Here is a 24,703-nt window from a genome sequence, read left to right as displayed (position 1 = left end):
GACGGCCGGTCAGAGAAATGCCGACAGACTGGTGGTGTCGCAATCGGGTAGACTCGGCGAGTTCGATACCCGAATCCCGGTGGCTCGGGTTCCAGGACGCAAGGAGATGCCACGCATGTACGCAGCAGAGTCCGCGCTTGACCACCGTACCGCCGATCCCGCGCCTTCGGGCGCGCCGGCCGCCGCGCCAGCGGAAACCCGGACGGAGGCCGCCACACGGGACCTTCGCCGCGTGCCGATTCACCCCGATCACTGGTATCCACTGGCCTGGTCCCGCGAAGTCAAGGCCGGCCAGGCACATGGCGTCCAGTTCGCCGGCGACCCGATCGTGCTCGTGCGCACCGCAACCGGAAAGATTTTCGCGCTGGAGGATCGCTGCGCCCATCGACAGGTGCCGCTCCACGCGGGCGTGGTGGATGGCGAGTCGATTCGTTGCTGCTATCACGGCTGGACATACGATTGTTCGGGACGCTGCATCGACGTGCCTTACCTGGGCAAGGAGCGCCTGCCGAACGGCGTGCGCGCCTATCCGTGCGAAGAGCGCGCGGGCCTGATTTTTGTCTTTCCGGGCAATCCGGCGCTGGCCGGACAGCAGCCGCTGCCCGAATTCGCCTCGGTGGCGGACAAACACTACAAGACACGACGCTTTGGCCGGGAGGTCAAGTGTCACTATTCCTTCATGCACGAAAACCTGATGGACATGAACCATCAGTTCCTGCATCGGCGGCAGATGGGCATGATGCGCGCGCGGTCGCTAGGCCGCCGCCGTGGCGCCGACTTCGTGGAGGTGGACTACACCTTCTCGCGCGAAGGCGGCAAGCAGCCGATGGGTGAGGCGCTTGTCTTCAGCAAGGAAGGCGGCGAAGGCAATAAGGACGTGATGACCGTCCGCACCGGCTACCCGTACCAGACGCTGAAAATCCGCTCTGGCAGTGGCACGCTCGTGATGGATCTCTGGATCGCCTATGTGCCGCTGGACGCGGCGCAACGCACCAACCGCACGTTCGGTATGCTGTCGATCCGCCGCCCTGGCATTCCTTTCGCGCTGGACCTGGCCTGGCCGCTACTGGTCTGGTTCACCGAGCGGATCTTCAAGGAAGACCGCTGGATCGTCGAGCGCGAGCAGGAGGCCCATGACCGCCAGGGTGAGGACTGGAATCACGAGGTATTCCCGGTCATCCGCGATCTGCGCGATCTGCTGCGCGAGTGCGGTGGCCGCACGGTCATTCCGATCCAGCGGCTGGAGACCCAGGTTTGAGGCGGTCGACAGGCAAGGTACGCGTAACGCGGCGCGACATATTCACAACATTTACGGGTGAGAGGGGCGAATGGGAGACACGCGTCGATTGGCGGGTCTGTTTGGTCGTTTCCTGGTTGTCATGATCGCGGCGTTCCTGACGGCCTGCGCGGGCTTGCCGCAGCGGCCGGAACTGCAGCCCGAAGTGGCGCTGCGCGATACCAGCGATACGGCGATAGCCAGAGAACTGGCGCCACAACTGGCCGCCCATCCGGGCGAGTCCGTGTTCTATCCGCTGGCCGCAGGTACGGATGCGTTTGCCATGCGTATCGCACTGGCTCGCGTGGCGCAGCGCTCGCTCGATATCCAGTACTACATTTACGAAACGGACGATACCGGCTTGACGCTGCTGGCCGCCATCATGGCCGCGGCAGATCGTGGCGTGCGGGTGCGGCTGCTGCTTGATGACATTCATCTGGCCGGGCAGGACAAGATGCTGCAGGTGATCGACGCGCATCCGAACATCGAGGTGCGGGTGTTCAATCCGTTCGCCAGCCGAAATGTGCGCCTGCTCGAGTACGTCACCGCTTTCAGCCGGATCAACCGGCGGATGCACAACAAGTCGATGACTGCCGACAACCAGCTCACCATCGTCGGCGGACGCAACGTCGGCGACGAGTACTACGGCGCGGCGCAAACCGATTTCAGCGACCTGGATCTTCTGGCGGCCGGTCCGGTGGTGCCAGAGGTGTCGGCCGTGTTCGACGATTACTGGAACAACGAAGCCGCTTATCCGATCTCGACCCTGGACAAGCCGCTCACGGGCAAGGAGGCCGCCGAGCAGCAGGAGAAACTGCGCAACGCCGTCGACGATCGCGCTATCGCCGTGAGTGCGACGCCGTATGGCAAATCCGTGCTGGAGTCCGGGGTCGTGCATGCGCTTCACCAGGGCACGCTGCCGTCCTTCTGGGGCCGAGCGACGGTTATCGCCGACAAGGCGGCCAAGATCCAGTTGCCGCCCGACGACGATTCCACGCACGCCATCCCGCAGCTAGGCAAGATTCTCGACAGCGCCAAGCATGACCTGACGCTGATATCCCCGTACTTCGTGCCGCCCGACGACGCCATGGACTGGCTGACCGGGATGCAGAAGCGGGGTGTCCAGGTTCGTATCCTGACCAATTCGTATGGCGCGACGGACGTGACGGCGGTGCACGCGGGCTACGCGCCGAGGCGCGAGGCCCTGCTGAGGGCAGGGGTGATCCTGTACGAACTGAAGCCATCGGCCTACGCCGAACTGGCCAAGGAAAGAAAGTCCCACCGCAGCGGCCCGGGCGGCAGCAGCCGCGCCAGCCTGCACGCCAAGACCTACATGGTGGATCGACACCAGTTGTTTATCGGATCCCTGAACCTGGATCCGCGTTCGGCACGGCTCAATACCGAAATGGGTATCGTGGTCGACAGCGCGCCGCTATGCGAGATGTTCGGCAAAGTGATCGACGCCGCGTTGCTCGACGTCGCCTACCAGGTCGTGCTCGAGACCGATCCCGCGACCGGCAAGGAGCAGATGGTGTGGGTGACCCAGGAGGACGGCATCCTGCGCACGTATCGCAGCGAGCCCGACATGAACGCCTGGGACCATATCAAGCAGGGCGTGTTGCGGATGCTGCCGGTGGAATCGCAGTTGTAGCGAACGACTCCGCGTGTTGTTTTCCCCCTCTCCCGCACGGCGGGGAGAGGGGAGAAGAACCACCTTGGGCTCAGCGCTGCACCAGCGCCTTGAAACCCTCGATCAGCCTGTCGATATCGGCTGCCGTGATCGCGCCCATCGTCGAGATGCGGAACAGTTGCGAAGACAGGCCGCCCTGGCCAGCGTAGATCACGAATCCACGGGCCTTTAGGCCGTCGTGAAGCTGCTCGTACGTGACGCCGTTGGGCAGGCGGTAGGCGCGCAGCACCACCGACGACTGCTCGGCGGGCCAGAGTGCCTCGATGCCCAGCGCGGCCAGACCGGCGCGCGCCTGTTCGGCCAGCGCCGCATAGCGCTGGTGACGACCTTTCCAGCCGCCTTCTTCCTGATGCTCGCGCAGCGCTTCCACCAGCGCGTAGTACGCATGGACGGACGGCGTGAACGGCGTGTTGCGCTGGTCCTGCAGCTTTGCCAGGCGAACGAGATCCAGGTAGTACGTACGGGTTGCCGCATGGGTCAGCGCGGCGCGGCGCGCAATCACAAAAGCCGCACCCGGCACGCCGTGCAGGCACTTGTTCGCCGTGGAGCACACCGCGTCGATATTGCCGCTGAAGTCGATCGCTTCCGCGCCGAAGCTGCTCACCGTGTCCACCAGCAGACGCACGCCACGTGCCTGGCACAGACGGTCGATCGCCGACAGGTCATTCAGCCGACCAGTCGTGGTTTCGTGATGGATCACGGCCACGTGGGTGATGGCGGGATCTTCGGCCAGCGCCGCGTCGATGCGGGCCAGGTCGGGCGCTTCCATCCAATCGTGCTTCACCAGCGCATGCGCGATCTGGTACTGCGCGGCGATCTGCGCGATGCGCTCGCCGTACACGCCGTTCTGCACGATCAGCAGCTTGCCGTTGGCGGGCACCATCGCCGCGATCATGCTTTCCAGCGCAGCCGTGCCGGAGCCGGTCATCAGTACCGCCGTCCATGCCGCGGGGTCGAGCGCGTAGATGTTGAGCAGCCGATCGCGCGCTTCGTCCTGCAGGTCGAAAAACTCGCTTTCGCGATGGCACAGGTCGGTTTGCAGCAGGCTCCGGCGCACGCGTTCCGAAAGCGTGACGGGGCCCGGGTTAAGCAGCAGCATGCTTCTCTCCGGCATGGCCCTGGTCGGCGCCGATCTGGCGGCCAAGGCGCGTCTTGACTTCCACCGGCGTCACCGACGGACGCGGCAGCCCGTCAGGCGTGCCGGCGCGGGTCTGCAGGCAGACGAAATTCGGGCCCGATGTCGCCGTGGCGGCGCTGGCCAGCACGCGGTCGAGCATGTCGAGATCGTCGCCCTCGATCGCCGAGGCATAGCCGCACGCCGCGGCAACACCTGCGAACGAGACGTTGTGCGATACCGTGGCCTGACCGCCGGTCGAATCATGTGCGTTGTTATCCAGCAGCACGTGCGTCAGGTTGGCCGGGCCATACGCGCCGAGCGTGGCGAACACGCCCATGCGCATCAGCGCCGCGCCGTCGCCGTCGACGGCCACGACCTTCAGGTCCGGACGCGCCATGGCCAGCCCCAGCGCGAACGGCGTCAGGCAGCCCATCGAGCCAACCATGTAAAGCTGGTTGGGACGATCGTCGAGCGCGTACAGTTCACGACCGCAGAAGCCGGTGGAGGCCAGTACGACGGTGGAATCCGCCGGCGTGTGGGCGATCACGCGTTGCAGCGCTTCCTGGCGGCTTGGCAGCGGCGTGGCGCCGGAACGCGACACTTGCGGCGTTGCCTTCGCGCGCGCCACGGGTGGCGTCTGCGTCTTGAGCGGGTAGGGCGCCACGCTGCCCTTCTGCATGATCAGCGCGTACGGCCGGCCGGTGGCATCCATATGGGCGATGGCGCGGTCCAGCGCCGGGCCCACGGCATCAGGCTCGGTCGGGAACAGCTCCCACGGGATCTCCATCGTGTCGAGCATGGCAGGCGTGACCGGGCCCATCAGCGCGTGCTGAGGCTCGTCCGACGCGCCGCCGGGTTGTCCGCGCCACGTGACGATCAGCAACTGCGGCAGGCGGAACGTCCACGTCAGCGAGGTGAGCGGGCTCACCGCGTTGCCAAGGCCCGAGTTCTGCATCATCGTGATGCCGCGCACGCCATTGCGCGCGCCCTGCGTCACGCCAGCGATAAAGGCCACGGCATCGCCTTCATTGGCGGCCGACACGTAATGCAGGGAAGGGTCCTGCACCACGTAGTTGATGAACGGCGTCAGGTACGAGCACGGTACGCCCGCGTACCACTCGAAACCGCGCTCGCGCGCGGCTTCCACGAACTGGACGGCCTCGATCATCGGGCAGTCTCTCCGTCGTTGTTGCCCAGCGCGTACGGCGTTTGCGTGTGCGCGAAGTCTCCGGCCCGGCGGAAGTCCTCCAGGTCGTTTACGCCGCGCCAGTGGCCATGTACGTAACGGACCTCGACCTTCTCGCCGGCTTCGACCAGCGCGTTGATCAGGTCGGGCATGTCGAGCGAGTCGAAGTCGGGCCGCTGACGCAGTTCGGCCAGCAGCTTCTGCAGGCGCGCGCGGCCTTCGCCCCGCACGTTGAGCAGACCGATCCAGCGGCCATGCGGCTCTCCGTCGGTAGCGGCCGGCGTGTCGGAGATCTTGCGCAGCAGCACCTTCTGGCCGAACAGGTCGCGGTCGTCGGCGGCCGAGCACCACGCGAAATCGCGCACGCTCTGGTTCGACGGGGCGGACTCGGATGAGTCGACCACCACGCTGAACGGCGCATCGGTTTCCAGCAGGTCGCGCAGGATGTAGCTGCGGAACATCAGGTCGCCATAGGAGACGACGGTGTCGGTCTCGAGCGAATCGGCGGCGCACGCCAGCGAAGCCAGCTCGCCGGTGGCGGCGTGGCGCTCGTTGCGCACCAGCTTGATGCCGGCCGCGTCGATCGCCTCGGCCTTGTAGCCGCCCACCACGGTGATGTCGTTGATGCCCTGGTTCTTGAAGCCGTCGACCAGCCAGCGCAGCAGCGGCTTGCCGGCTACCGGCAGCATGATCTTGGGCTTGTCTTCGGTCAGGGCCTCCAGGCCCTTGCCGCGTCCGGCCGCAAGCACCACAGCGGAGCTGGGCGCCTGGCCACCGGTCAGGTAGATCTTCTCGGCGGCCGAGTATTCGTCGGCATCCTGCAGGCGGAAAATTTCGTTGACGGTGGCGATGCGGTCTTCCACGTTGACCAGCGTCTGGCTGTCGTGGATTTCCCGGGCCACAGCCTGCATCGACGATGCGGCCACGCGGATCAGGTGGTTGGCCCAGATCACGAGGCTGATGCCGGCCTTGCGGAACACGTCGGTCGGCGTGCTGTAGTACTTGGTGGGAACGATCACCAGCGGCGCGCGCCCGGCCCATTCGCGCGCGAAGGTCACGATCTCGTCGGCCTTCGACAGCTTGCTGTGGATCAGGATGGCGTCGGCGCCGGCCTGACGGTACGCCTCGGCGCGGCGCAGGGCTTCTTCCATGCCCCAGCCGGCGATCAGCGCTTCGACACGCGCGACGATCGAGAAGTCGTCGTCGGCCTGCGAATCCTTACCGGCCTTGATCTTGCCGCAGAACTCGTCGATATCGGCCAGCGGCTGCTGCTCGCCGCCGATGAAGCTGTTGGTCTTCGGGAAGATCTTGTCTTCGATGCAGACGCCGGCGATGCCGCGCTGCTCGAGCTTGCGCACCAGGCGGCGCACGTTGTTGAAGTTGCCGTAGCCGGTGTCGCCGTCCAGCAGGATCGGCAGGTCGCTGGCATCGGCCATGAATTCGAGGTTGTCGACCACCTGGGTCCAGCTAGCCTCGTTGTTGTCGCGCACGCCGAACTGGGCGGAGATGGCCAGGCCCGAGGCCCAGATGCCCTTGAAGCCGGCCTCGCGCACGATGCGTGCGGACAGGCCGTTATGGGCTTCCATGATGAATTCGAGTTCGTTCGAGCGCAGCATCTGGCGCAGGCGGGCGCTGCGCGAGGTGGCGAGGAGGTTCGGGTCGTGGGCGTTCATTGGGCGATTCCTACGGGCTGCAGTTGGGGCAGGACTTCTTCGGCGGCACGGGCCACATCGCCCGGGAAATCGATCTCGATCCAGGGCGCGCCGGTGACGTCAGCGGTATCGAATGTGTGGGAGCGTTCCAGCAGCAGGTCGCGTACCGCTTCTTCGTGCGGCATGTTGGCGCGGCCGCCATCGACATAGCCCTTGACGATTTCGGCCAGACGTTGGGCGCAGTCCTGCTTGAAACGGAAGAAGCCGACCGATTCGCCGATCGCGTCATACGAGAGATCGGCCATGAGCTGCTTGCGCAGTTCCACGGGCACGCCATCCTTCAGACACAGCTTGACGGGCTCGTCGCCAGCCTCGAAATCGCGGTCGATCAGCAGGCGGTTGACGGTCTCGCCGGCCACGAGCTTGCTCATGATGCGCTCGTCATAGAGCACGTCGGCGTCCATCAGCAGCACGTCGCCACCGCGCGTCATGGCATCCGCCACGGTGTGCACGGTCAGCACGCTGCCCAGGTCGTAGCGGGGATTGATCACGATTTCGGCCGAGCGGTTCAGGCGGGCCAGCTCGGCCTGCACCTGTTCCGGCTCGAAGCCGAGCGCGAGCACGACTTCGGTCACGCCGGCGGCATCGAGCATACGCAGATGACGCTCGAGCAGCGTGACGCCGTCAAAACGCAACAGGCACTTCGGGAACTGCTTGCCCGGCTGTTGCTGAAGTCGCAGGCCAAGGCCCGCGGCAAGAATGATTGCTCGCATTGACTTGTTCTCACATGCAAAGAAACTGCTGGGGGCTTAAAAGCCGTTTCAAAAAGATTCTGGCGTCGTTGCGGGGCCCTGCCGTACGACTTGTACTGTCTGCGGCCCCCCGCCTAGCCAGAACCGCTTCGCTTCATTTTGAAACAGCTTCTTAGTCGGTGCCTTGGAGCGCCGCCCTGGCGCGGCGGCGCTGGAATTTGCGTTCGCTGAAATGCAGATAAATCAACCCCGGGATGCCAAGCACCAGCTCGCGCACACGCTTGGCCAGGGACAGCGCCAGCGCGGCATCGGGCGGCAGGCCCACCAGTGGCGCCAGCAGCAGATAGCCGCCTTCCTGTGCGCCGAGCGAGCCGGGGATGGCAAATGCCGCGCCCCGGATTGCCTGGCCCACGCTTTCCAGCAGAAGGGCTTCATGCCAGCCCACTGGGTGCCCCAGGAAGTACAGGATCAGCCAGACCTCGCCGGTACCGGCGATCCAGCCCGCCAGGTTCAGCAGGAAGCTGACTGCGACCTTGCGACGGTCGCGATACATCTCGCGGATCGCCTGATCCACGGCGTCGGCGCGCAGGGCCAGGCCATCCCAGTTCTGCTTGCCGAAGACCTTGGCCGCCATGCGCAGCACGCGGCCAAACATGCCACGCCGCTGCAGCACGCAGAACACCAGCACGCAGGCGGCCAGGATGACGGTGACGACGATGATCGGGGTGCGCTGGTCCGACAGGTTGCCCTGCGCGCCGAACAACAGAATGCCGAGCAACGCGAAGATCATCTGGGAAAGCGCCTGGGTGGTGGTGCTGACGGTGATGGCGGCCGCCGCGTCGCGCATCCGCGCACCGCGATGGGACAGGTAGCGCACCATCAGTACCGGCCCGCCGATCTGGCCCGCTGGCAGCAGGCTGTTGACCGACTCGCCGGTCCAGCGGGCGCGCAGCGCGCTGCAGAACGTGCCATGACGGGTCTTGCGGTCCAGCAGCACGGCGATGGCGCCGGCATCGAGCAACAGCGGGAGCAGATGGAACGCGGCCACCACGGCCAGGCCCCACCCGGCGGACATCAACGTGGTCGTGACCGCGTCAAAGCCTTGCCAGGCAAGCAGACCGACGAACAGTGCCGCGCCGATCGAGAACAGGAGGAATGCTGCACGACTCACGCGAATTACTTTCCACTGGAGTTCGCGCCGCCAAGCAGACGCCGGAAGACCTGCCGGAAGCCGAAGTACGCCACGGCGTCCTTCATGTTCGAGATGAAGCGCAGCCACGGGCGCATGCCGGGATCGGTCACGTATTCAAACGTCAGCGAGACGCGGGTTTCATTCGGGCCGGCCGGCGTGACGCGGTGGCGCAGCTTGTCGCCGTCGAACAGCACGATGCCGCCCGGCGGAATCTGCACCGCGCCGGGCTCGTCGGGAATCTCCGGGGTGCGCGTATGCAGTTCGTACTCGAGCAGGCACGACGAATCGTCCAGCACGCCGATCAGCAGTGTGTAGCGGCGACCGTCGTAATAGGAGGTGTCGTAGTGCCAGCCGATATGGTCGCCCTGGCGCGTGTAGTAATAGAGTGCGTAGGCGTGCGGATCAGTGTCGGGGTAGACCTGGAGCTTGTCGCCGGTAATCTTTTCGAGCCAGCCGATCAGGGCCTTCGAACGATACAGGTCGGCGATGAACGGCGCCTGCTCGTCGATGGTGTGGCGGCTGACGCTGCCGCCCTGCTTGTGGCCGGGCAGGTAGTTGCGGTTCAGGCCGGGCTGCATGGCGCGAGTCAGCGCCACGAGCTGGGCGCATTCGTCCGGCGCGAGAAACTTGTCCAGGTACAGGAACGCGCCCTGGCGTTCGAAGTCGGCGCGCAGGGCCGGGGTGTCGAGTTGCTCGATCGCGTGCGCGACGGCGGCGTCGGGCTGGCTGGTGGCCGGTCTGGCTGGCGGCGGGGCGAGGGCAATGTCGCTGGAGGCGTGCTCACTCATGGGCGTGCTCGTTATTCCGTGGTTGTCGCGACTGGCTGGGGGCGCCGCATGACTCGCCAGTAATCGATGATGACAAGGACGGCAAACAGTGGAGCGCCAATCGAGGCCGCGGTCAGGAACGGTTCAATGCCGTCCGCGAGTGTGACCAGAGGCAGCAGGTACAGCACATCCTCGGTCTCGAAACCGCCGGCCGATGCCTGCTTCGTTCCACTTTTGCCAACCCGCGATTCTATACGCATCCGCAGGAAGAAGATCAGCGCCACCGCAAGGCCTGCCACGGTACCGCGCCAGACCGAACCGAGCCCGTCGCCCGCGCCTTGCGCGGCCACTGCCATGCCGAAGCTGACGAACAGCAGCACGGTGATCAGCGCATCGCTCGCCAGATCGTAAAAGTGTCCGATCTTGCTCGATTTGCCGCTAATTCTGGCCAGTTCGCCGTCCGTATGGTCGACGAAGTTCGAAATCACGACCAGCAGCGCGCCGAAGTTGGTCCAGGCGTAGCTGCCCTGGGCGATGCAGGCGATACCTGCCAGGCCGATGATCAGGCGCAACGTGGTCAGGTGATTCGGGGTAACGCGGGTGTCTTTAAGAGGCCGCACCAGATGGCGGGCAAGGCGCGCGTCCCAGGTGGACGGCAGCGGTGGTTCATCCGGGAATTTATGGGTCTTCTGGTTCATCCGTCAACAATCAGATGGGGCGGGGGCGCCACAATTTGGCGCGCGAGGATGCGCAACACTACGCCTGCCACGCGCGAATGACAAGTTTGCCAGAATACGCTGATTTGCAAGCCGATGCACGGCGCGGGGTCATTTCCTGACCCGCGCCGTGTGGCCGATTCACCATACGCCGAAGAACACGCCAGCCTGTTTGTAGACGTTGGTCTTGGCCGCCACTTCCTCGTTGGTGACGGTCACGCGGGGCTTCAGCGTGCAAAACCAGTCGAGCAGGTTGCCGCGCATCTGAGCCCGGACCGATTCGTGCCCGGGGTCCTCGCCGAGGTCGTGAATTTCGTTCGGATCGTTCAGCAGATCGAACAATTGGGGGCGGAATCCCTGCCAGTGGACGTACTTCCAGCGCGTATCGCGCACCATCCAGGCGCGGCACTCGCCGGGATGCCGGCCCAGCGCCACGCGCGCGCCGCGATAGCCGTAGTCGAGTTCGGAAACCACGAAGCCACGCCAGACATCGGTGCGCGCGCGCGTGAGGTCCAGCAGCGATCGGCCTTCCACGCGGTGATCGAAGGCCGGCATGCCGAGGCTGTCGAGCACGGTCGGCACCACGTCCACGGCGGACACCATGCGGGCGTCGGCCGTGCCCCGGGTGGCATCGGCCTGGGCTGACGGGTCGTAGACAATCAGCGGGACGTTCTGCACGGTGTCGTAGAACTGCTCCTTCTCGCCCAGCCAGTGATCGCCGAGGAAATCCCCGTGATCGGCGGTGAAGACGATCAGCGTGTCCTGCCAGCGGCCGGTGCGTTCGAGCAGTTCCCAGAGTTGGCCAAGGCGGTCGTCGATCTGCTGGATCAGGCCCTGGTAGGCCGGCCGAACCGTATCCGACACCTCCTTGCGCATGAAGTTGGCGCATTCCTCCTGGGTCCGGTACGCGTCGAGCACCGGATGGGGATGCTCGAGTTCGACATCGTCCCGGTTGAGCGGGAGGCAGTCATCGAGCGAGTAGGCCGCGTGGTAAGGGGCCGGGGCGATGTACGGCCAATGCGGCTTGACCAGCGACAGGTGCAGCACCCACGGGTCATCGCCCCGCGCGCCGATGTAGTCCATCGCGCGATCGACGGTATAGGCCGTTTCGGAATGGGGCTCGGCCACGCGGGCGGGCAACCCTGCGTTGCGCATGTGCCAGCCCGATACCACCTCGCCATCCGGCGTCTGGGCGCTGATGACATAGTCGGTCCACGGATCGGCGCTGTCGTAGCCTTGCGCGCGCAGCCAGTCCGCGTAGGGGCTGCGCGGTTCGGCGTGGTGGCCGTCGTGCCGGTCCACTTCGACGAAGTGCCCGCTGCGCAGCAGCGTTTCCAGTTCCGCGCCGCCATCCAGATGCAGGCGCTTCAGGTTGGCGCTGTCTGGCATCACGTGGGTCTTTCCCGCCAGGGCCAGCGCCAGACCGCCATCCTTCAGGTACTCGCCCAGTGTGATTTCGCCGATCGAGAGCGGCACGCGGTTCCAGGTGGCCCCGTGGCTGCTGACGTAGCGCCCGGTATAGAAGCTCATGCGGCTGGGGCCGCAGACGCCGGACGTGACAAAGGCGTTGTCGAAACGCACGCCGCGCGCGGCCAGTGCGTCGATATTGCGTGTGCGCAGCGTGGGATGACCGTAGCAGCCGAGATGGTCGCGGCGTAGCTGGTCGCACATGATGAACAGGACGTTACGGACTGACATGTTTGTTGCTCTGATACGGATTGGGTTCGCCGTCGCCGGTCGTCTTCAGTCGCCGACGTAGCCCGACGCTTTGACCACCGGACCCCAGCGAGTGGCGTCGCCGGCCAGCACGGCAGCGAAGGCGTCGGCGCTGCCGCTCTGCGGTTCGAGCCCGAGCTTGAGGAATTTCTGCTGGAGGTCGGGCGACGCAATGGCGTGCGCGACGGCGGCATTGAGCCGGTCGATCGTGGCGCGCGAGGTGCCCGCCGGGGCGATGAAGCCGTAGCGGCCCACGCCTTCGATGTCCTTGTAGCCGAGCTCGGTAAACGTCGGCACGTCGGGCAGGGCGGCCGAGCGGCGCGTGCCCGAGGTGGCCAGTACGTGGATCTTGCCGGCGCGATGCATTTCGGTCAGATCGGCCAGCGTATCCACCGATGCCGGCACCTGACCGCCGATCAGCGCGGTCATCAGCGGCGCGGAACCGTTGAACGGCACGTGCAGCATCGACACGCCAACCTGCTTGCCGATCATCAGTCCGAAGAAGTGGGGAATGCTGCCGAGTGCGGGCGAGGCGTAGGCTGCATGGGTCGAATCGACCGAATTGGTCTTGAGCCAGGCCACATAATCCTTGAAGGATTTAGCCGGCGTGCCCGGTCCGGTTGCCAGCGCAAGCTGGAAATTGGCGACCTGCGCCACTGGCGTGAAATCGCGCGCGATGTCGTAGTTGAGCTTGCGGTAGACGAGCGGCGCGATGGTCATCACCGCCGAGTTGGCCAGTACGATGGTGTTGCCGTCGCCGGCCTGCGATTTCGCATAGTCCATAACCAGCCGGCCACCCGCGCCGGGCTTGTTCTCGATGACCACGGTCTGCTTTAGCTCCTCGCGCAGCTTGTCGCCGACCAGCCGTGCCGCCAGATCGGCCGTGCCACCCGCCGGGTATCCCACCAGGATGCGGATCGGTTTGTCGCTTTGGGCATGGGCGGCGGGCAGGGTCAGGGTGCAAACGGCAGTCACGGCAGTCACGACGGTGGCGGCGCCGATCGTCGCGCACAGGCGGCGCAGCAGGGCCGGCAGATGCAGGGGCTGGGACAGGCTCACTTGTGTCTCCTCAGGGGAAGTGGTGATTGTTCTCGGTATGCCCCGAAAGCTAGCATCGAGGGTATTAGTTAACAAAATCAACTATCTCGGAAATCTCGACAATTCATGGCGCAGGAAACTTCAGGCACCTTGCAGGCGCCGGGCCGGCTGGTCGACTTCATCAATTACCGTCTCTATCACCTGAGCCGCGTGGCGATGGCCGCGAGCGGCTTGCATCTGCGGGCCGCAGCGGGCGTCAGTCGCCGCGAGTGGCGGATGCTGGCATTCCTCGGTGAACAGCCAGGCACCCGGCTGACCGAACTGGCAGCCAGCGCGGGGCTCGACAAGGTGCTGGCCAGCCGCGCGGTGCATGGCCTGATTGACAAGGGATTGGTACGCCGGGATTCGCGCGAGGGCGACCGGCGCGCGGCAGCCTTCAGGCTGACTGAAGCGGGCGAGTCGGTGTACGCGGCGGCCTTCGCGCGGGCGCGCGATTTCAATCGGGAATTGGCGGGCTGCCTGAATGAGGATGAAGCAGAGATGTTCTCGGGCTGCCTGGACAAACTCCATGCGCAGGCCATGACGATGCTGCTGGCGGCGAAACCCCTGGCGGACAGGTCCGATGCAGCCGATGCGCCGGCGTTCGAAGATCCGCTGAACGTGTGGCGGAAGCGCTAAGGCCAAAGCAAGACGGTAATCAAACGGGCCGGACAAATGGCCCGGATAAATGGGGCCGGACGTGTTCAGTTGGTCAGTCATCAAGGCGGGATACGGCGTCCCGCCTTTTTTGCCGCTCAATCACTAAAGTCCTTGCTTAACTATCGTGGCTCTCTATACTAAAGCTCATGCTTAACTATTCCGATCCCCACGTCGCCCTGGACGCCACATTCCAGGCGCTGGCCGATACCACGCGGCGCACCATGCTCGCGCAGCTTGCACGCGGGCCGCTTTCGGTGACGGAACTGGCGCGGCCCCTGGCGATGTCGCTGCCGGCGGTGATGCAGCACCTGTCCGTGCTTGAACAGGCCGGTCTGGTCCGGACCGAGAAGGTCGGGCGAGTACGCACCTGCACCATGGCGCCGAAAGCGCTCAGTGAGGCAGAGCAGTGGATCAACGCGCGTCGCGCTGAATGGGAAGGGCATTTCGACCGGTTGGGCGAGTACCTCGAAACCATGAAAAAGGAGGCAGCATCCGATGGCAACGGCAACTGAAACATCCAAGGCAACTACGAAGACCCAGGCATCTGCCGCGGCGGATCGCGAATCGCTGACCGTCTCGCGGGCATTCAACGCGCCGCGCGACCTCGTCTTCCAGGCATGGAGCGCCGCCGAGCACCTGAAGCACTGGTTCTGTCCGCAGGGCTTCACGATTCCCGAGTGCGAAGTCGAATTCCGGCCGGGCGGCAAGTTCGATCTCTGGATGCGATCGCTCGATGGCAACTATTCGCACTGGATTCGCGGCCACTACGTCGAGATCATTCCTCATTCGCGTCTGGTGCTGGACATGACCGTGGTAACCGAAGCGGGTGTGGCGCTGTTCAATGCCAATACCTCGGTCACGTTCGAGACCGTGTGCGGTGGCACGGAGATGTCGGTGACCCAGCGCTACACGGCGCTGGACCCGTCAGCCGGCAATTTCACGCGCGGCGCGGAGGAAGGCTGGGCGCAGACGCTGGACCGGCTGGAAAAGGAAGTGGCGCGGATCGCGGCCGCCACGCCGGCACGGTCGGTGGCGCATGGCGTTTTCACGATCGAGCGCACCTACGACGCAAGTCCCGAGCTGGTATTCCGCGCGCTGAGCGATCCCGTCGCCAAGGCACAGTGGTTCAACGGTGGCCCGAGCTATACCGAGGTCAAGCGCACGATGGACGTGCGGCCCGGTGGCCGCGAGCATCTGCAGGGGCGCTGGGAGAACGGCCTGGTGTCCACGTTCGACGCGGTGTACTTCGACGTGATCCCCAACGAGCGGCTGGTCTACAGCTACGAGATGCATATGGGTGAACGCAAGATCTCGGTCTCGCTGGCCACCTTCGAACTGAAGCGGGCGGGGCAGGGTACTCGGCTCGTCATGACCGAGCAGGGTGCGTTTCTCGATGGCTATGACGATGCAGGATCGCGCGAGCATGGCTCCGGACTGCTGCTCGATGCGATCGGGGAATGGCTGAAGGCGATGACGAAGCGCTGAGGCTTCGAGAGGAGAGGTTCCGGCGTCGAACGAGGAGGCGCGACGCCGGAAAAGACTGACCACAAGAACTACGTACTGCTATTTACTGCTACTGCTACTGCTACTGCTACTGCGTGCTTCTGCTTCTTCTACTGCTCTGCTTCTACTTCTTGCTGCTTCAACTTCAGGCGCTGTGCGCCGGCGGGGCGGATACGCCGGTGCGGTCCAGGCCGGCCAGATTCATGCCGGCCGAGCCATGGGCGCCATCGGTATAGGGGTCGCGTTCACGGATGCCGTGCGCGCCGTCGGTGTACGGGTCGCGCTGACGGATGCCGTGGGCGCCATCGGTGTACGGGTCACGCTTGCCGATGTGCATTTCATAGCCATAACGGTCGGCGGGTACGCCTCGGTCTTGCAGGCCTTGCGGGGGTTGTGCCACGGCCAGCGCGCTGGCGCCGAGAAGAGTCGTTGTGATGGTCGTGGCAATCAGGGCTTTCAACATTTTCTTGTGCTGGTGAACTTCAACTGAAGGTGGACGACGCGTCGGGCAGGATGGATGGGGGTGTTGTCGAGACGCGCCGTCCGGTACGCCTTGTGAGCGGTGCCGTACTTGGGGGGAGGTGCGGCACGGGATGAAGTGTAGTGAGTCGGAAGTATTCCGGTGATGATTTAAAAATCTCCGGATCAGTCGTTTTTTTCATGCGTTTGCATCGTGAGGCGAAGCACCACGAGCGCGCTCAGTACAGCCGCCATCTGCTGGTTATCGCCACGCGCCGCCATGACCTGTCCGATCGAGGTATCGAGCCACTGCCGCAGTGGCATCGGCACGGGTACCACATGCCCGGCGCGCGCGCGCGCCCGAAAGTGGCGTGCCACGATGCTCAACACCCGCCTGATGGGTTTGCGCGCAGCTGGCGGCAATGACGGCAGCGCGCGCTGCAGCGCCAGCGTGCAGTAGCCGATCTGCAACTCCGTAAACCCATCGGATGCCAGCCGCCCCCGGCTGGCGCCCAGGCGTGGCATCAACTGGCCCAGCCGGTCGAGCATCCGGGCGCCAAGCTGCGTATGGATGTCCGCAGCGCGCCACGTGGCGGCGTGCGCCAGGTCCTGCCAGCTCGCGCGCAGCAGGCGGTGCGCGGCCACATGGGCGCCGAAAGGCCGCGCCAGCATCGCCCAGACCGGTGCGAACAGCATGGCCGCCGCATTGGCCAGGCTCGTATTGAAGATGCCGAGGAAGTTTGTGTCGTAGACGCTCTGCACGTTGGCGAACGACGCCGTATTCACCGATAGCAGCATCGCGATCAGATTGAATCCTGGCCGCTGGATCAACATGCCAATGCCAAGGTAGGGCACGGACAACATCCCCACCAGGGTCTCGAACGTCTGCGCGTGCGGAATCACCATGAACAGGTAGAACGATGCAATCAGCAGGCACGCGGCGCTCCAGCGCAGGAACATGCGCGCCACCGGACGGGGCTCGTCGATGGTCGCGAAAAAGCAGCTTGCGATCGACGCCACGGCCACGGGGCCGCCGCCATCCTCCCAGCCCGAAAAGATCCAGAGCAGCCCGACGCAGAACACCGCCAGTCCGGCCGACACCGCGCCGAACAGCAACATGGCGTGGTCGTGATACGCGGCCGCCTCGTCCGCGGCCTGCTCGGCGCCTGCCGGTTCCTCGGGGGGCAGGTCGGGCGGGTGGTCGCTGATGCCGTGCTGCAGCCTCTCGCAGGTCCGCATCAGCCGGTTGAACTGCGCCTGCAGATGGGTGGCGGTACGGGTCAGGGCTTCGCGCTCGCTGCCTTCGGGTGTCGTGCGCAGTGCATGCAGCACGCTTTCCAGCGCCGACAGGATCGGCATCAACCCCGACATCCGCGCACGCAGCGCGCGGGCGTGGTGCAGCGTCTGCTGGCTGTCGGTATCGAACGAAAGCTGCGCGATCAACTGGTCGAGCGCCAGCATATCGGCGGCCAGACGGTGACGGCTGGCATCGGCACGGGGGCTGGCATTGACGATATCGTTGGCCCATGCGGCCGCGTCGTGCAGCCAGATGCGGATGCGGTCTCGCAGCGCTGGCGCCACTTTCGCGGGAAAGACGATCGATCCGACCAGCCCGGCACAGACGATCCCGATCACGATCTCCTCGATCCGGGCCACCGCGATGTCGAAGATGTCGCCCGGGTGCATCACCGCCGGCAGCGCGACGATCGGCAGCGTGTAGGCGGCCAGCAGGAACACGTAGCTGCGCGGTGACCGTTGCAGCAGCGACAGGTAGACCAGCACCATGATCCAGAGGGAGATCGCGCCCATCAGCACGATCGGCATATTGACCAGTTGCGGCACCGTCGCCACTGCCGCGGTGGCGCCGAGCACGGTACCGGCCACGCGATAGGCGGCCTTCGAGCGCGTCGCGCCCGTCAGCGGATGGGAGACAAAATAGACCGTGGCCATGGCCCAGTAGGGGCGCGGCAGGCCGAAATACAGTGCGATGTAGAGCGCCAGCATCGCGGCAGCGAATGCCTTCAGCGAAAACAGCCACTGTCGGGCATTCGGCCAGCTAGCCATGATTTGTGTGGGGCCGGTGCGACCGGACCTCGGTGGGGGCGTAGGAGCGGAAGTGTAACGGCCCTGCGAACATTCCAAACATGATTTAAAATTCCGGTCTGTAGTCGGAATTTTCATGGGAACGGATCATGCCGATCGACATTCGTGCGCTGCGTTACTTCGTGGAGACCGCGCGCCTGAGAAGCTTCACGCAGGCCGCATCTTCGCTCTTCGTCACGCAATCGACCATCAGCAAGATGGTCAAGCAGCTCGAGGACGAAGTGGGGCAGCCACTGCTGATTCGCGAGGGCAAGACCGTGCGCCTGACCGACGTTGGCAAGGTGGTCTATGACCGTGGCCAGGAAGCGCTCGGCGTGGTGCATCGGCTGACGCTCGAGGTGGCGGATCTTTCGTCACTTGGGCGCGGTCAATTGACGGTCGGCGTACCGCCAATGGTCAATCTGTTCTTTTCCCCGGCCGTCAGCGCGTTTCGACGACGATATCCCAATCTGCAACTGAATCTCTCCGAGCACGGCGGGAAGATCGTGGAGCAGCAGGTGGCGCATGGCGAACTCGAAGTCGGGGCCACGGTGCTGCCCGGAGACAGCGGGCTCAATCTGGAGACGCGCCAGTTCGCCAAGTACCCGATCTGGGCGGTGGGCCCGCATCGCGCGGCCTGGGCAAGTGGCCGCACGGTCACGTTGGCGGCGCTGCGCGACGAGCCACTGGTCATGCTGACCGACGAGTTCTCGCTGACCCGGATGCTGCGGCAGGCATTCACCGATGCTCGCTTCGAGCCCCATGTGGTGGCGCAGAGCGGGCACTGGGACTTCCTGGCATCCATGGCTGCGGCGGGGCTCGGCACGACCTTTCTGCCCGAACCGTTGCTCTCGCGCCTGGAGTCCCGTGACAAGCTTGCCGTCGCCCGGCTGACCGAGCCGACCGTGGACTGGGCGCTGGCCCATATCTGGTCCCCGGGGCGCTACCTGTCGCACGCCGCGCGGGCGTGGCTGGAGGTTTGCGAGGAGGTGATGGGGTAAGGGGGAGAAAGCAGGCGGGAAGACAGCGGGAGAAGGCAGCGGGTCGGCTCAACGCGCCCGCAGCGCATCCACGATATTCAGCCGCGACGCCCTGAGCGCCGGCAGGAAGCCGCCGATCAGGCCCATCGTCATCGAGAACAGCAGTGTTTTGATCACGATCCCGGGTGTCAGCACGAAGCGGAACGACAGATCGGCGAAGGTCTGAAAGTTCGTGGTCGAGAACGACGCGAATTGCATCAGCGAGGCGCAGAGCAGACCGGCGACCCCACCAACCAGGCCGAGCAGCACGGCCTCGATCAGGAAGGCCGCGAGCACGTTGATGCGCTGGAAGCCCAGCGCGCGCAGGGTGCCGATCTCGCCGACGCGGTTGGCCACCGACGCATACATGGTGATCATCGCGCCGATCATCGCGGCGACCGAGAAGATCGTGGTCAGCGTCAGCCCCAGGATGTTGATAAACGCCGATAGCGCCTTCGACTGGTCGCTGTAGAACTGCTGCTCGCGCTTGGCTTCATTGGCCAGGCGCGGGTCGACGTCGATATCGGCGCGAAAACGATCGAACGCGTCCGAGTCGGCCAACCGGACCGCCATAGAGGAATAGCTGGTGCGTCGGAACGACTGCATCAACTGGTCCACGTCGCCCCAGATCTCGGAATCGAACCCGCTGCCGCCGGCGTCGAAGTGGCCAACCACGGTCCAGTCCCGCTGGGCAAATCGCAGATGGTCGCCGATGCTGACGTTGTCATAACCCTTGGCGATGCTGCTCCCGACAATGATTTCCGACGAACCCGGCTTGAACATGCGTCCCCGGGTCAGCCTGACCTGCGGCCGCATCTCCACCCCCAGCGGGGTAATGCCGCGAATCACCACATTGGAAGGCGTGGTGTAGCCGGTCTTGGTCAGCGAGATCAGCACCACGGCCTCGCGTGACGACATCGGCCTGCCTTCCGGGGTCAACGCAACGGCCGAATGCATCTCCATGGCCGCCGCCTGATCGCGCGATATCGCGCTCTGGATCTCGGTTTCGGCGCCCTTGCGGATCAGCACGACGTTGTCACGTTCCCCAGTCGTCACCAGCGTCCGCTTGAGGCCGGCGTCGAGCATCAGCATGGTCGCGAATACGAATACGACCAGCGCCAGCCCGCCTGCGGTCAGCGTGGTGGTCAGGCGCCGTGCCCAGACGTTGCGTGCGATGTAGTGGAGCGGGATGACCATCCGAATTACCCGATGGCCCGCAGGCCCTCGACGATGCGCACGCGCGCCGCCTGCACCGCGGGGACGATGGCGGCCGCGAGGCCGACCACCAGTGCGCACGCGGCCTGCATGGCCATGGTGTCGTGTGACACGGTGAAGACCGGAAAGACGCCGCCCACGGCCTGCTTGAAGAATCGCGCCGCTGGTGGTGTCAGCAGCATCCCCAGCCCGCCACCAAAAGCGCTGATGATCAGCGACTCGCCAAATACCAGCATCGACAGAAAGCCCGGCCCAAAGCCGAGCGCCTTGAGTGTGGCGTACTCGGTGATCCGTTCGCGCGCGCTCATCGCCATGGCATTGGCCATCACCGCCATGACGATCACGATCACTACGTAGGACACTACCCGGATCGCGGCGATGATCTGGTTCGACATCGCCACAAAGCCAAGCTGGAAGGCCTGCTCGGTTTCGGTCAGCGTCTCCGCCAGGGAGTTCTTGAACACGTTGTCCACGGCGCGCGAGATGGTCGCCGCGTTGTCCGGATTGTCGACGCCAACGACGTAAACACCGACCTGGTCAGCCTGGCGGGCAGTCTTCTTGCGTACGGTCTCGTTCAGGTAGTCCCAGTGGAACACCATCTGGCGTGTGATCGTGCTTTCGTCGCGGCCTTCCATAATGCCGCGCACGACGAAGTCCCAGGTGCCGGGGTAGATCGTGCCCTTGATTGGAATGACGTCGCCGATCTTGAAGCCGTACTGGTCGGCCAACTGCCTCCCGATCAGCGCGCCCCGGCGGTCGCGCTCGTAATCGGCGCGTTGGGTAGGCGGCACGATGAATTCGGGGTAAAGATCGAGGTAGTTGTCGGAAACGGCGAACTGCGCGAAGAAGTTCTTTGGGTCGCGATAGACCCCGCCAAACCAGTTGGACCGCGCCACCATGGTCACGCCGTCCACGCCCTTGATGCGGTTCTCGTAGCTCAGCGGCAGGGTGAAGGTCAGCGAGATCGCATTGCGCGTCACCAGCCGGGCATTCGATGCGGCCGAAGCGCCCGCGTACCACGCATCGACCACGGTTTGTAGCAGCCCGTACGCCAGTACGGCGATTACCAGGCCGAGCACGGTCAGCGCCGTGCGCAGCTTGTGGCGCATGGCATTGCGGGTGATCAGCTTGGCCAGGTACATGATCAGCGCGATGCCGTGGTGGCGACGCTGTTGGTCAGCTCGCCTTTTTCCAGATGGACGAGCGATTTGGCCGCTTCGGCGGCATGGGCATCGTGCGTGACCATGATGATGGTCTTGCCGACGTCGGCGTTGAGCCGCTGGAGCATCGTCAGGATCTCCGTGGCCGAGGTGCGGTCGAGGTCGCCGGTGGGCTCGTCCGCGACGATCAGCGTCGGGTCGGTGATCAGTGCCCGCGCGATCGCCACGCGTTGCTGCTGGCCGCCGGAGAGCTCGGACGGGTAGTGATCCATCCGGTCGGCCAGATTGACCATGCGGAGCACCAGTTCCACACGCTCTCGCCGTTCCGCGCGCGACAGCCGGGTCAGCATCAGCGGCAGTTCCACGTTCTCGAACGCTGTCAGCACCGGCATCAGGTTATAGAACTGGAAGATGAAGCCGACATGGGCCGCTCGCCAGTCGGCCAGCGCGGATTCGGGCAGGTCGGAGATATCGACGCCGCCCACGATCAGCTCGCCGCTGTCGGGCCGGTCGATGCCGGCGATCAGGTTCAGCAGCGTGCTCTTGCCGGATCCGGACGGTCCCATCAGCGCGATAAAGTCGCCTTCGGCAATATCGAGCGAGATATCGGACAGCACCGGTACGGTCTGGGCGCCGCGCTGATACGACTTGGCCAAATGGCGGATCGAAACGAGGGGAGCGGCGGACATGATGGCGGTCACTTCCTTCCGGTCACTTCTTTGCGACGGAGACCTTGCTGCCGTCGCCCAGCTTCTCGGACGGCGCTAGCACCACCACATCGCCCGGCTTCACGCCCTGAACGGCCAGCAGTTCGCCGATCTTCGCGCCGCGCGTCACGGGCGCCTGTTTTGCCCTGCCGTCCTGCACCAGGAACACCACGGGCTTGCCGTCGCGCTCGACCACGGCCGATGGCTGGATGGCCGTCAGAGGCTTGTTTTCGGCAGGTGCCACCGGCTTGGAAAGGAAGGCGATCTTGGCGCTCATGTCCGGCAGCACGCGCGGGTCGCGATCGACGAAGCGGATCTTGACCAGCACGGTCGCCTTTGACCGGTCGACGGTCGGGACAATGCGTGACACGCGGCCCTCCTGGCGCAGGTTCGGCAGGGCATCGAGCAGAACCTCGCAGGGCTGCTCGACCGTGATCTTCGCGATATTGGATTCCGCTACGTCCGCTTCCACTTCGAGCGTGGACATGTCGGCGATGGTCACGATCGCACCCTTGGTGTCGGCGGCCGCCGAGAACGGGGTAATGTTGTCGCCGACGTTGGCATGCTTGATCAGCACCACACCGTCGAACGGCGCGCGAACCACGGTCTGCTCCACCGCCACTTCAGCGGCGCGGGCATTGGCCTTGGCCGAGGTGATCGACGCCTCCGAATTGCTGATCGACGCGCGCGCCTTGTTGTAGCGCGCCAGATCGGAATCGTATTGCTGTTGGGAAATCGCTGCCGGCGCAAGCAGTTCCTTCGACCGGCGCAGATTGACATCGGCGTCACGCAGTTCGGCCTGTTGCAATGCCAGATTGGCTTCGGCTACCTGGACCTGGGCTCGCGCCTGCGCGGCGGACGCCTCGACGTCGCGGCTTTCGATCCGCGCGATGATCTCATCCTTCTTGACGCGGGAGCCTTCCAGCACACCAAGCCACTCCAGCCGGCCCTGCGCCTTAGATGCTACCGCCGCCTTGCGCTGTGGCACCACGTAACCCGTAGCGTTGAGCAGCGTGAAGTTTTGCGACGGGTATGCCGAAGTGACCGTCGCCGTTTCCACGGTCTGGGGCCCGGCCAGCTTCAGGCCGATGCCGGCCAGCACGAGGATCACCACCGCGATGATCGCGTAGCGCAGCCAGGGACGGCGGCGGCGCTGGGCGGGCGCCATGGCGCTACGATCGATTTTCAGCTTGCTCAGGTCTGGATCAGCCAATTTAAGATGCGTCGCGAAAACGGACGAATGCCGAGAAAGGCCCCCAGTATAGCGAGTGGCGGTGGCCGGCAGGCGGCCCGTTACAAGGGTCGCAAAATGGCCGATGACTGGCCCAAATTTAGAGCAGCTTGCCCGGATTCATGATCCCGCTCGGATCGAATACCTGCTTGATGGCTCGCATCAGGCGCAATTCGAGCGGGTCCTTGAGCGCCAGGAACGACTCCCGCTTGAGCTGGCCGATGCCGTGCTCGGCGCTGATGCTGCCATCGTAGCGGGCCACCTCTTCCAGCACGTCCTCGCTGACGGCCTTGCCTTCATTGAGCGCCCATTTCGGATCGGCGCCAAGCGGACGGGACAGGTTGTAGTGCAGGTTGCCATCGCCGAAGTGGCCGAAGATAAAGGGGCGGACGCCCGGGTGACGCGCGGCCAGACGGGTTTCCATCGAGGTCATGAAGTCCGGAATGGCTTCGATCGGCAGGGATACGTCGTGCTTCAGGTGCAGCCCGTCGGCACGCTGGGCCTCGGAGATTTCCTCGCGCAGACGCCACAGGCTCTGCAACTGCGCCAGTGAGGCCGAGACGGCGGCATCCAGGCACAGGCCCTGTTCGAGCGCATCGCCGATGACCGATTCGAGCAGGGCGTTGAGCACATCCTCGGGCGCTGTGTCCGCGATCTCGACCAGCACGTAGGCCGGATAACGTTCTGCAAACGGGGCATGAATGCCCTCGACATGGGTCAGCACCAGATCCAGGCAGGCGCCGGTAAAGAACTCATAGGCCTGCAACCGTGCGCCGCAGCGCGCGAACAGCAGCGAGAACAGTTCCAGCGCTTGCTTGGGCGATTCCACCGCGGCCAGCACCACGGCGCGGGAATCGGCGCGCGGCAGCAGGCGCAGCGCGGCGGCGGTGATGATGCCGAGCGTGCCTTCCGAGCCGATCAGCAACTGCTTGAGGTCGTATCCGGTGTTGTCCTTGCGCAGCGTGCGCAGGCCGTGAAAGATCTCGCCGTTCGGCAGCACGGCTTCCACGCCGAGCACCAGTTCGCGCGTCATGCCATAGCGCACCACGTTGACGCCGCCGGCGTTGGTGGCCAGGTTGCCACCGATCTGGCAGGAGTCCTCGGCGGCCAGCGACAGCGGGAACAGGCGGTCGGCGTCCTCGGCGGCACGGCGCAGGTTGCCGAGAATGCAGCCAGCCTCGACCACCATTGTGTTGGCGATCGTGTCGATCGAGCGGATCTTGTCCATGCGATCGAGGCTGAGCACGACGTTGGTCTGGTTGCCGTCCGGAGCGGCGCCGCCACACAGGCCGGTATTGCCACCGCGCGGCACCACGGGCACACCAGCCTGCTGGCACAGCGCCAGCGCCTGCGCCACCTGTTCGGTTGTGCGCGGACGGATTACCGCCTGCGCCTGGCCCTTGTAGAGGCCACGCCAGTCGGAGAGCCAGGGTGCCACGTCGTCGGGTGCGGTGGTCACGACGTCGGGGCCCAGGGTTTCGGTCAGGCGTTGCGCGAAGTTCGTATCGGACATGATCTGCGGTCGG

At 65.0% G+C, this 24,703-nt stretch carries 22 protein-coding genes; 6 read left to right on the top strand and 16 right to left on the bottom strand.

Annotated features, from left to right (window positions below; translation table 11 throughout):
- Window positions 1–115: 115 nt before the first annotated feature.
- Window positions 116–1,258, top strand: coding sequence for an aromatic ring-hydroxylating oxygenase subunit alpha (locus WD006_RS05450; protein ID WP_017514376.1), 1,143 nt, complete (start codon window positions 116–118; stop codon window positions 1,256–1,258).
- A gap of 70 nt (window positions 1,259–1,328) precedes the next feature.
- On the top strand, window positions 1,329–2,927 hold the full coding sequence (locus WD006_RS05445; RefSeq protein WP_029307850.1) for a phospholipase D family protein: 1,599 nt from the start codon (window positions 1,329–1,331) through the stop codon (window positions 2,925–2,927).
- 70 nt (window positions 2,928–2,997) lie between these two features.
- Here the strand turns inward: WD006_RS05445 and WD006_RS05440 are convergent, their stop codons facing one another.
- The 9 genes from WD006_RS05440 to WD006_RS05400 form a co-directional block, all read right to left on the bottom strand.
- Window positions 2,998–4,065: a 2-aminoethylphosphonate aminotransferase gene (locus WD006_RS05440; RefSeq protein WP_011516539.1), complete on the bottom strand. Its 1,068-nt coding sequence runs from the start codon at window positions 4,063–4,065 to the stop codon at window positions 2,998–3,000.
- The gene (aepY, locus tag WD006_RS05435; RefSeq protein ID WP_011516538.1) at window positions 4,052–5,251 is read right to left on the bottom strand and encodes a phosphonopyruvate decarboxylase; all 1,200 of its coding nucleotides are present in this window, start codon (window positions 5,249–5,251) and stop codon (window positions 4,052–4,054) included. The genes WD006_RS05440 and aepY overlap by 14 nt, the downstream gene beginning before the upstream one ends.
- Window positions 5,248–6,942, bottom strand: a complete 1,695-nt coding sequence (gene aepX / locus WD006_RS05430) for a phosphoenolpyruvate mutase (RefSeq protein WP_011516537.1) — start codon at window positions 6,940–6,942, stop codon at window positions 5,248–5,250. The genes aepY and aepX overlap by 4 nt, the downstream gene beginning before the upstream one ends.
- Window positions 6,939–7,694 (bottom strand): NTP transferase domain-containing protein, encoded by a 756-nt coding sequence (locus tag WD006_RS05425; protein WP_029307851.1) that lies wholly within the window; start codon window positions 7,692–7,694, stop codon window positions 6,939–6,941. Before WD006_RS05425 ends, aepX begins: the two co-directional genes overlap by 4 nt.
- A gap of 151 nt (window positions 7,695–7,845) precedes the next feature.
- Window positions 7,846–8,844, bottom strand: a complete 999-nt coding sequence (locus WD006_RS05420) for a flippase-like domain-containing protein (protein WP_029307852.1) — start codon at window positions 8,842–8,844, stop codon at window positions 7,846–7,848.
- A 5-nt stretch (window positions 8,845–8,849) separates the two neighbouring features.
- Window positions 8,850–9,653 (bottom strand): HalD/BesD family halogenase, encoded by an 804-nt coding sequence (locus tag WD006_RS05415; protein WP_375198946.1) that lies wholly within the window; start codon window positions 9,651–9,653, stop codon window positions 8,850–8,852.
- 11 nt (window positions 9,654–9,664) lie between these two features.
- Window positions 9,665–10,330, bottom strand: coding sequence for a CDP-alcohol phosphatidyltransferase family protein (locus tag WD006_RS05410; protein WP_011516532.1), 666 nt, complete (start codon window positions 10,328–10,330; stop codon window positions 9,665–9,667).
- Between the two features lie 159 nt (window positions 10,331–10,489).
- Complete coding sequence (locus WD006_RS05405; protein WP_029307854.1) at window positions 10,490–12,046, bottom strand: sulfatase-like hydrolase/transferase; 1,557 nt, start codon at window positions 12,044–12,046, stop codon at window positions 10,490–10,492.
- 45 nt (window positions 12,047–12,091) lie between these two features.
- Window positions 12,092–13,066 (bottom strand): Bug family tripartite tricarboxylate transporter substrate binding protein, encoded by a 975-nt coding sequence (locus tag WD006_RS05400; RefSeq protein WP_375198949.1) that lies wholly within the window; start codon window positions 13,064–13,066, stop codon window positions 12,092–12,094.
- Window positions 13,067–13,228: 162 nt separating this feature from the next.
- On the opposite strand from WD006_RS05400, the gene WD006_RS05395 reads away from it, so the two are divergent.
- From WD006_RS05395 to WD006_RS05385, 3 genes are all read left to right on the top strand, one after another.
- The gene (locus WD006_RS05395; RefSeq protein WP_029307856.1) at window positions 13,229–13,780 is read left to right on the top strand and encodes a MarR family winged helix-turn-helix transcriptional regulator; all 552 of its coding nucleotides are present in this window, start codon (window positions 13,229–13,231) and stop codon (window positions 13,778–13,780) included.
- Between the two features lie 167 nt (window positions 13,781–13,947).
- The gene (locus WD006_RS05390; protein WP_011516528.1) at window positions 13,948–14,313 is read left to right on the top strand and encodes an ArsR/SmtB family transcription factor; all 366 of its coding nucleotides are present in this window, start codon (window positions 13,948–13,950) and stop codon (window positions 14,311–14,313) included.
- Window positions 14,297–15,286, top strand: a complete 990-nt coding sequence (locus WD006_RS05385; RefSeq protein ID WP_029307857.1) for an SRPBCC family protein — start codon at window positions 14,297–14,299, stop codon at window positions 15,284–15,286. Before WD006_RS05390 ends, WD006_RS05385 begins: the two co-directional genes overlap by 17 nt.
- A 163-nt stretch (window positions 15,287–15,449) precedes the next feature.
- On the opposite strand, the gene WD006_RS05380 is transcribed toward WD006_RS05385, so the two are convergent.
- The gene (locus WD006_RS05380) at window positions 15,450–15,767 is read right to left on the bottom strand and encodes a hypothetical protein (RefSeq protein ID WP_008651726.1); all 318 of its coding nucleotides are present in this window, start codon (window positions 15,765–15,767) and stop codon (window positions 15,450–15,452) included.
- A gap of 182 nt (window positions 15,768–15,949) precedes the next feature.
- Complete coding sequence (locus WD006_RS05375; protein WP_011516525.1) at window positions 15,950–17,827, bottom strand: FUSC family protein; 1,878 nt, start codon at window positions 17,825–17,827, stop codon at window positions 15,950–15,952.
- Between the two features lie 128 nt (window positions 17,828–17,955).
- On the opposite strand from WD006_RS05375, the gene WD006_RS05370 reads away from it, so the two are divergent.
- Window positions 17,956–18,846, top strand: a complete 891-nt coding sequence (locus WD006_RS05370) for a LysR family transcriptional regulator (RefSeq protein ID WP_011516524.1) — start codon at window positions 17,956–17,958, stop codon at window positions 18,844–18,846.
- Window positions 18,847–18,894: 48 nt separating this feature from the next.
- Here the strand turns inward: WD006_RS05370 and WD006_RS05365 are convergent, their stop codons facing one another.
- The 5 genes from WD006_RS05365 to WD006_RS05345 all read right to left on the bottom strand — a co-directional run bounded on the left by WD006_RS05365 (window position 18,895) and on the right by WD006_RS05345 (window position 24,690).
- On the bottom strand, window positions 18,895–20,061 hold the full coding sequence (locus tag WD006_RS05365) for an ABC transporter permease (RefSeq protein WP_011516523.1): 1,167 nt from the start codon (window positions 20,059–20,061) through the stop codon (window positions 18,895–18,897).
- Window positions 20,062–20,066: 5 nt separating this feature from the next.
- Entirely contained in the window at window positions 20,067–21,221 is a 1,155-nt protein-coding gene (locus WD006_RS05360) for an ABC transporter permease (protein ID WP_029307859.1), read from the bottom strand.
- A gap of 2 nt (window positions 21,222–21,223) precedes the next feature.
- Window positions 21,224–21,928: an ABC transporter ATP-binding protein gene (locus tag WD006_RS05355; protein ID WP_011516521.1), complete on the bottom strand. Its 705-nt coding sequence runs from the start codon at window positions 21,926–21,928 to the stop codon at window positions 21,224–21,226.
- Window positions 21,929–21,950: 22 nt separating this feature from the next.
- Window positions 21,951–23,159, bottom strand: a complete 1,209-nt coding sequence (locus WD006_RS05350; protein ID WP_011516520.1) for an efflux RND transporter periplasmic adaptor subunit — start codon at window positions 23,157–23,159, stop codon at window positions 21,951–21,953.
- Window positions 23,160–23,277: 118 nt separating this feature from the next.
- Window positions 23,278–24,690 carry an FAD-binding oxidoreductase gene (locus WD006_RS05345; protein ID WP_011516519.1) on the bottom strand — a complete coding sequence of 471 codons (1,413 nt, stop codon included), beginning with the start codon at window positions 24,688–24,690 and terminating at the stop codon, window positions 23,278–23,280.
- Window positions 24,691–24,703 lie beyond the last annotated feature (13 nt).

The organism is Cupriavidus sp. Met-2, from assembly GCF_049843575.1.
Taxonomy (GTDB): Bacteria; Pseudomonadota; Gammaproteobacteria; order Burkholderiales; family Burkholderiaceae; genus Cupriavidus; species Cupriavidus metallidurans.
Note: the sequence above shows the minus strand (reverse complement) of the source record. Positions and strands in the feature narration are given on the sequence as shown.

What these genes read in the sequence shown, in the direction of transcription:
- WD006_RS05405 (WP_029307854.1), bottom strand. Translation starts at nt 12,046, where the DNA reads ATGTCAGTCCGTAACGTCCTGTTCATCATGTGCGACCAGCTACGCCGC.
- WD006_RS05345 (WP_011516519.1), bottom strand. Translation starts at nt 24,690, where the DNA reads ATGTCCGATACGAACTTCGCGCAACGCCTGACCGAAACCCTGGGCCCC.
- WD006_RS05355 (WP_011516521.1), bottom strand. Translation starts at nt 21,928, where the DNA reads ATGTCCGCCGCTCCCCTCGTTTCGATCCGCCATTTGGCCAAGTCGTAT.
- aepX (WP_011516537.1), bottom strand. Translation starts at nt 6,942, where the DNA reads ATGAACGCCCACGACCCGAACCTCCTCGCCACCTCGCGCAGCGCCCGC.
- WD006_RS05375 (WP_011516525.1), bottom strand. Translation starts at nt 17,827, where the DNA reads ATGGCTAGCTGGCCGAATGCCCGACAGTGGCTGTTTTCGCTGAAGGCA.
- WD006_RS05425 (WP_029307851.1), bottom strand. Translation starts at nt 7,694, where the DNA reads ATGCGAGCAATCATTCTTGCCGCGGGCCTTGGCCTGCGACTTCAGCAA.
- WD006_RS05385 (WP_029307857.1), top strand. Translation starts at nt 14,297, where the DNA reads ATGGCAACGGCAACTGAAACATCCAAGGCAACTACGAAGACCCAGGCA.
- WD006_RS05390 (WP_011516528.1), top strand. Translation starts at nt 13,948, where the DNA reads ATGCTTAACTATTCCGATCCCCACGTCGCCCTGGACGCCACATTCCAG.
- WD006_RS05395 (WP_029307856.1), top strand. Translation starts at nt 13,229, where the DNA reads ATGGCGCAGGAAACTTCAGGCACCTTGCAGGCGCCGGGCCGGCTGGTC.
- WD006_RS05365 (WP_011516523.1), bottom strand. Translation starts at nt 20,061, where the DNA reads ATGGTCATCCCGCTCCACTACATCGCACGCAACGTCTGGGCACGGCGC.
- WD006_RS05360 (WP_029307859.1), bottom strand. Translation starts at nt 21,221, where the DNA reads ATGTACCTGGCCAAGCTGATCACCCGCAATGCCATGCGCCACAAGCTG.
- WD006_RS05450 (WP_017514376.1), top strand. Translation starts at nt 116, where the DNA reads ATGTACGCAGCAGAGTCCGCGCTTGACCACCGTACCGCCGATCCCGCG.
- WD006_RS05380 (WP_008651726.1), bottom strand. Translation starts at nt 15,767, where the DNA reads ATGTTGAAAGCCCTGATTGCCACGACCATCACAACGACTCTTCTCGGC.
- WD006_RS05440 (WP_011516539.1), bottom strand. Translation starts at nt 4,065, where the DNA reads ATGCTGCTGCTTAACCCGGGCCCCGTCACGCTTTCGGAACGCGTGCGC.
- WD006_RS05415 (WP_375198946.1), bottom strand. Translation starts at nt 9,653, where the DNA reads ATGAGTGAGCACGCCTCCAGCGACATTGCCCTCGCCCCGCCGCCAGCC.
- WD006_RS05370 (WP_011516524.1), top strand. Translation starts at nt 17,956, where the DNA reads ATGCCGATCGACATTCGTGCGCTGCGTTACTTCGTGGAGACCGCGCGC.
- WD006_RS05445 (WP_029307850.1), top strand. Translation starts at nt 1,329, where the DNA reads ATGGGAGACACGCGTCGATTGGCGGGTCTGTTTGGTCGTTTCCTGGTT.
- WD006_RS05410 (WP_011516532.1), bottom strand. Translation starts at nt 10,330, where the DNA reads ATGAACCAGAAGACCCATAAATTCCCGGATGAACCACCGCTGCCGTCC.
- aepY (WP_011516538.1), bottom strand. Translation starts at nt 5,251, where the DNA reads ATGATCGAGGCCGTCCAGTTCGTGGAAGCCGCGCGCGAGCGCGGTTTC.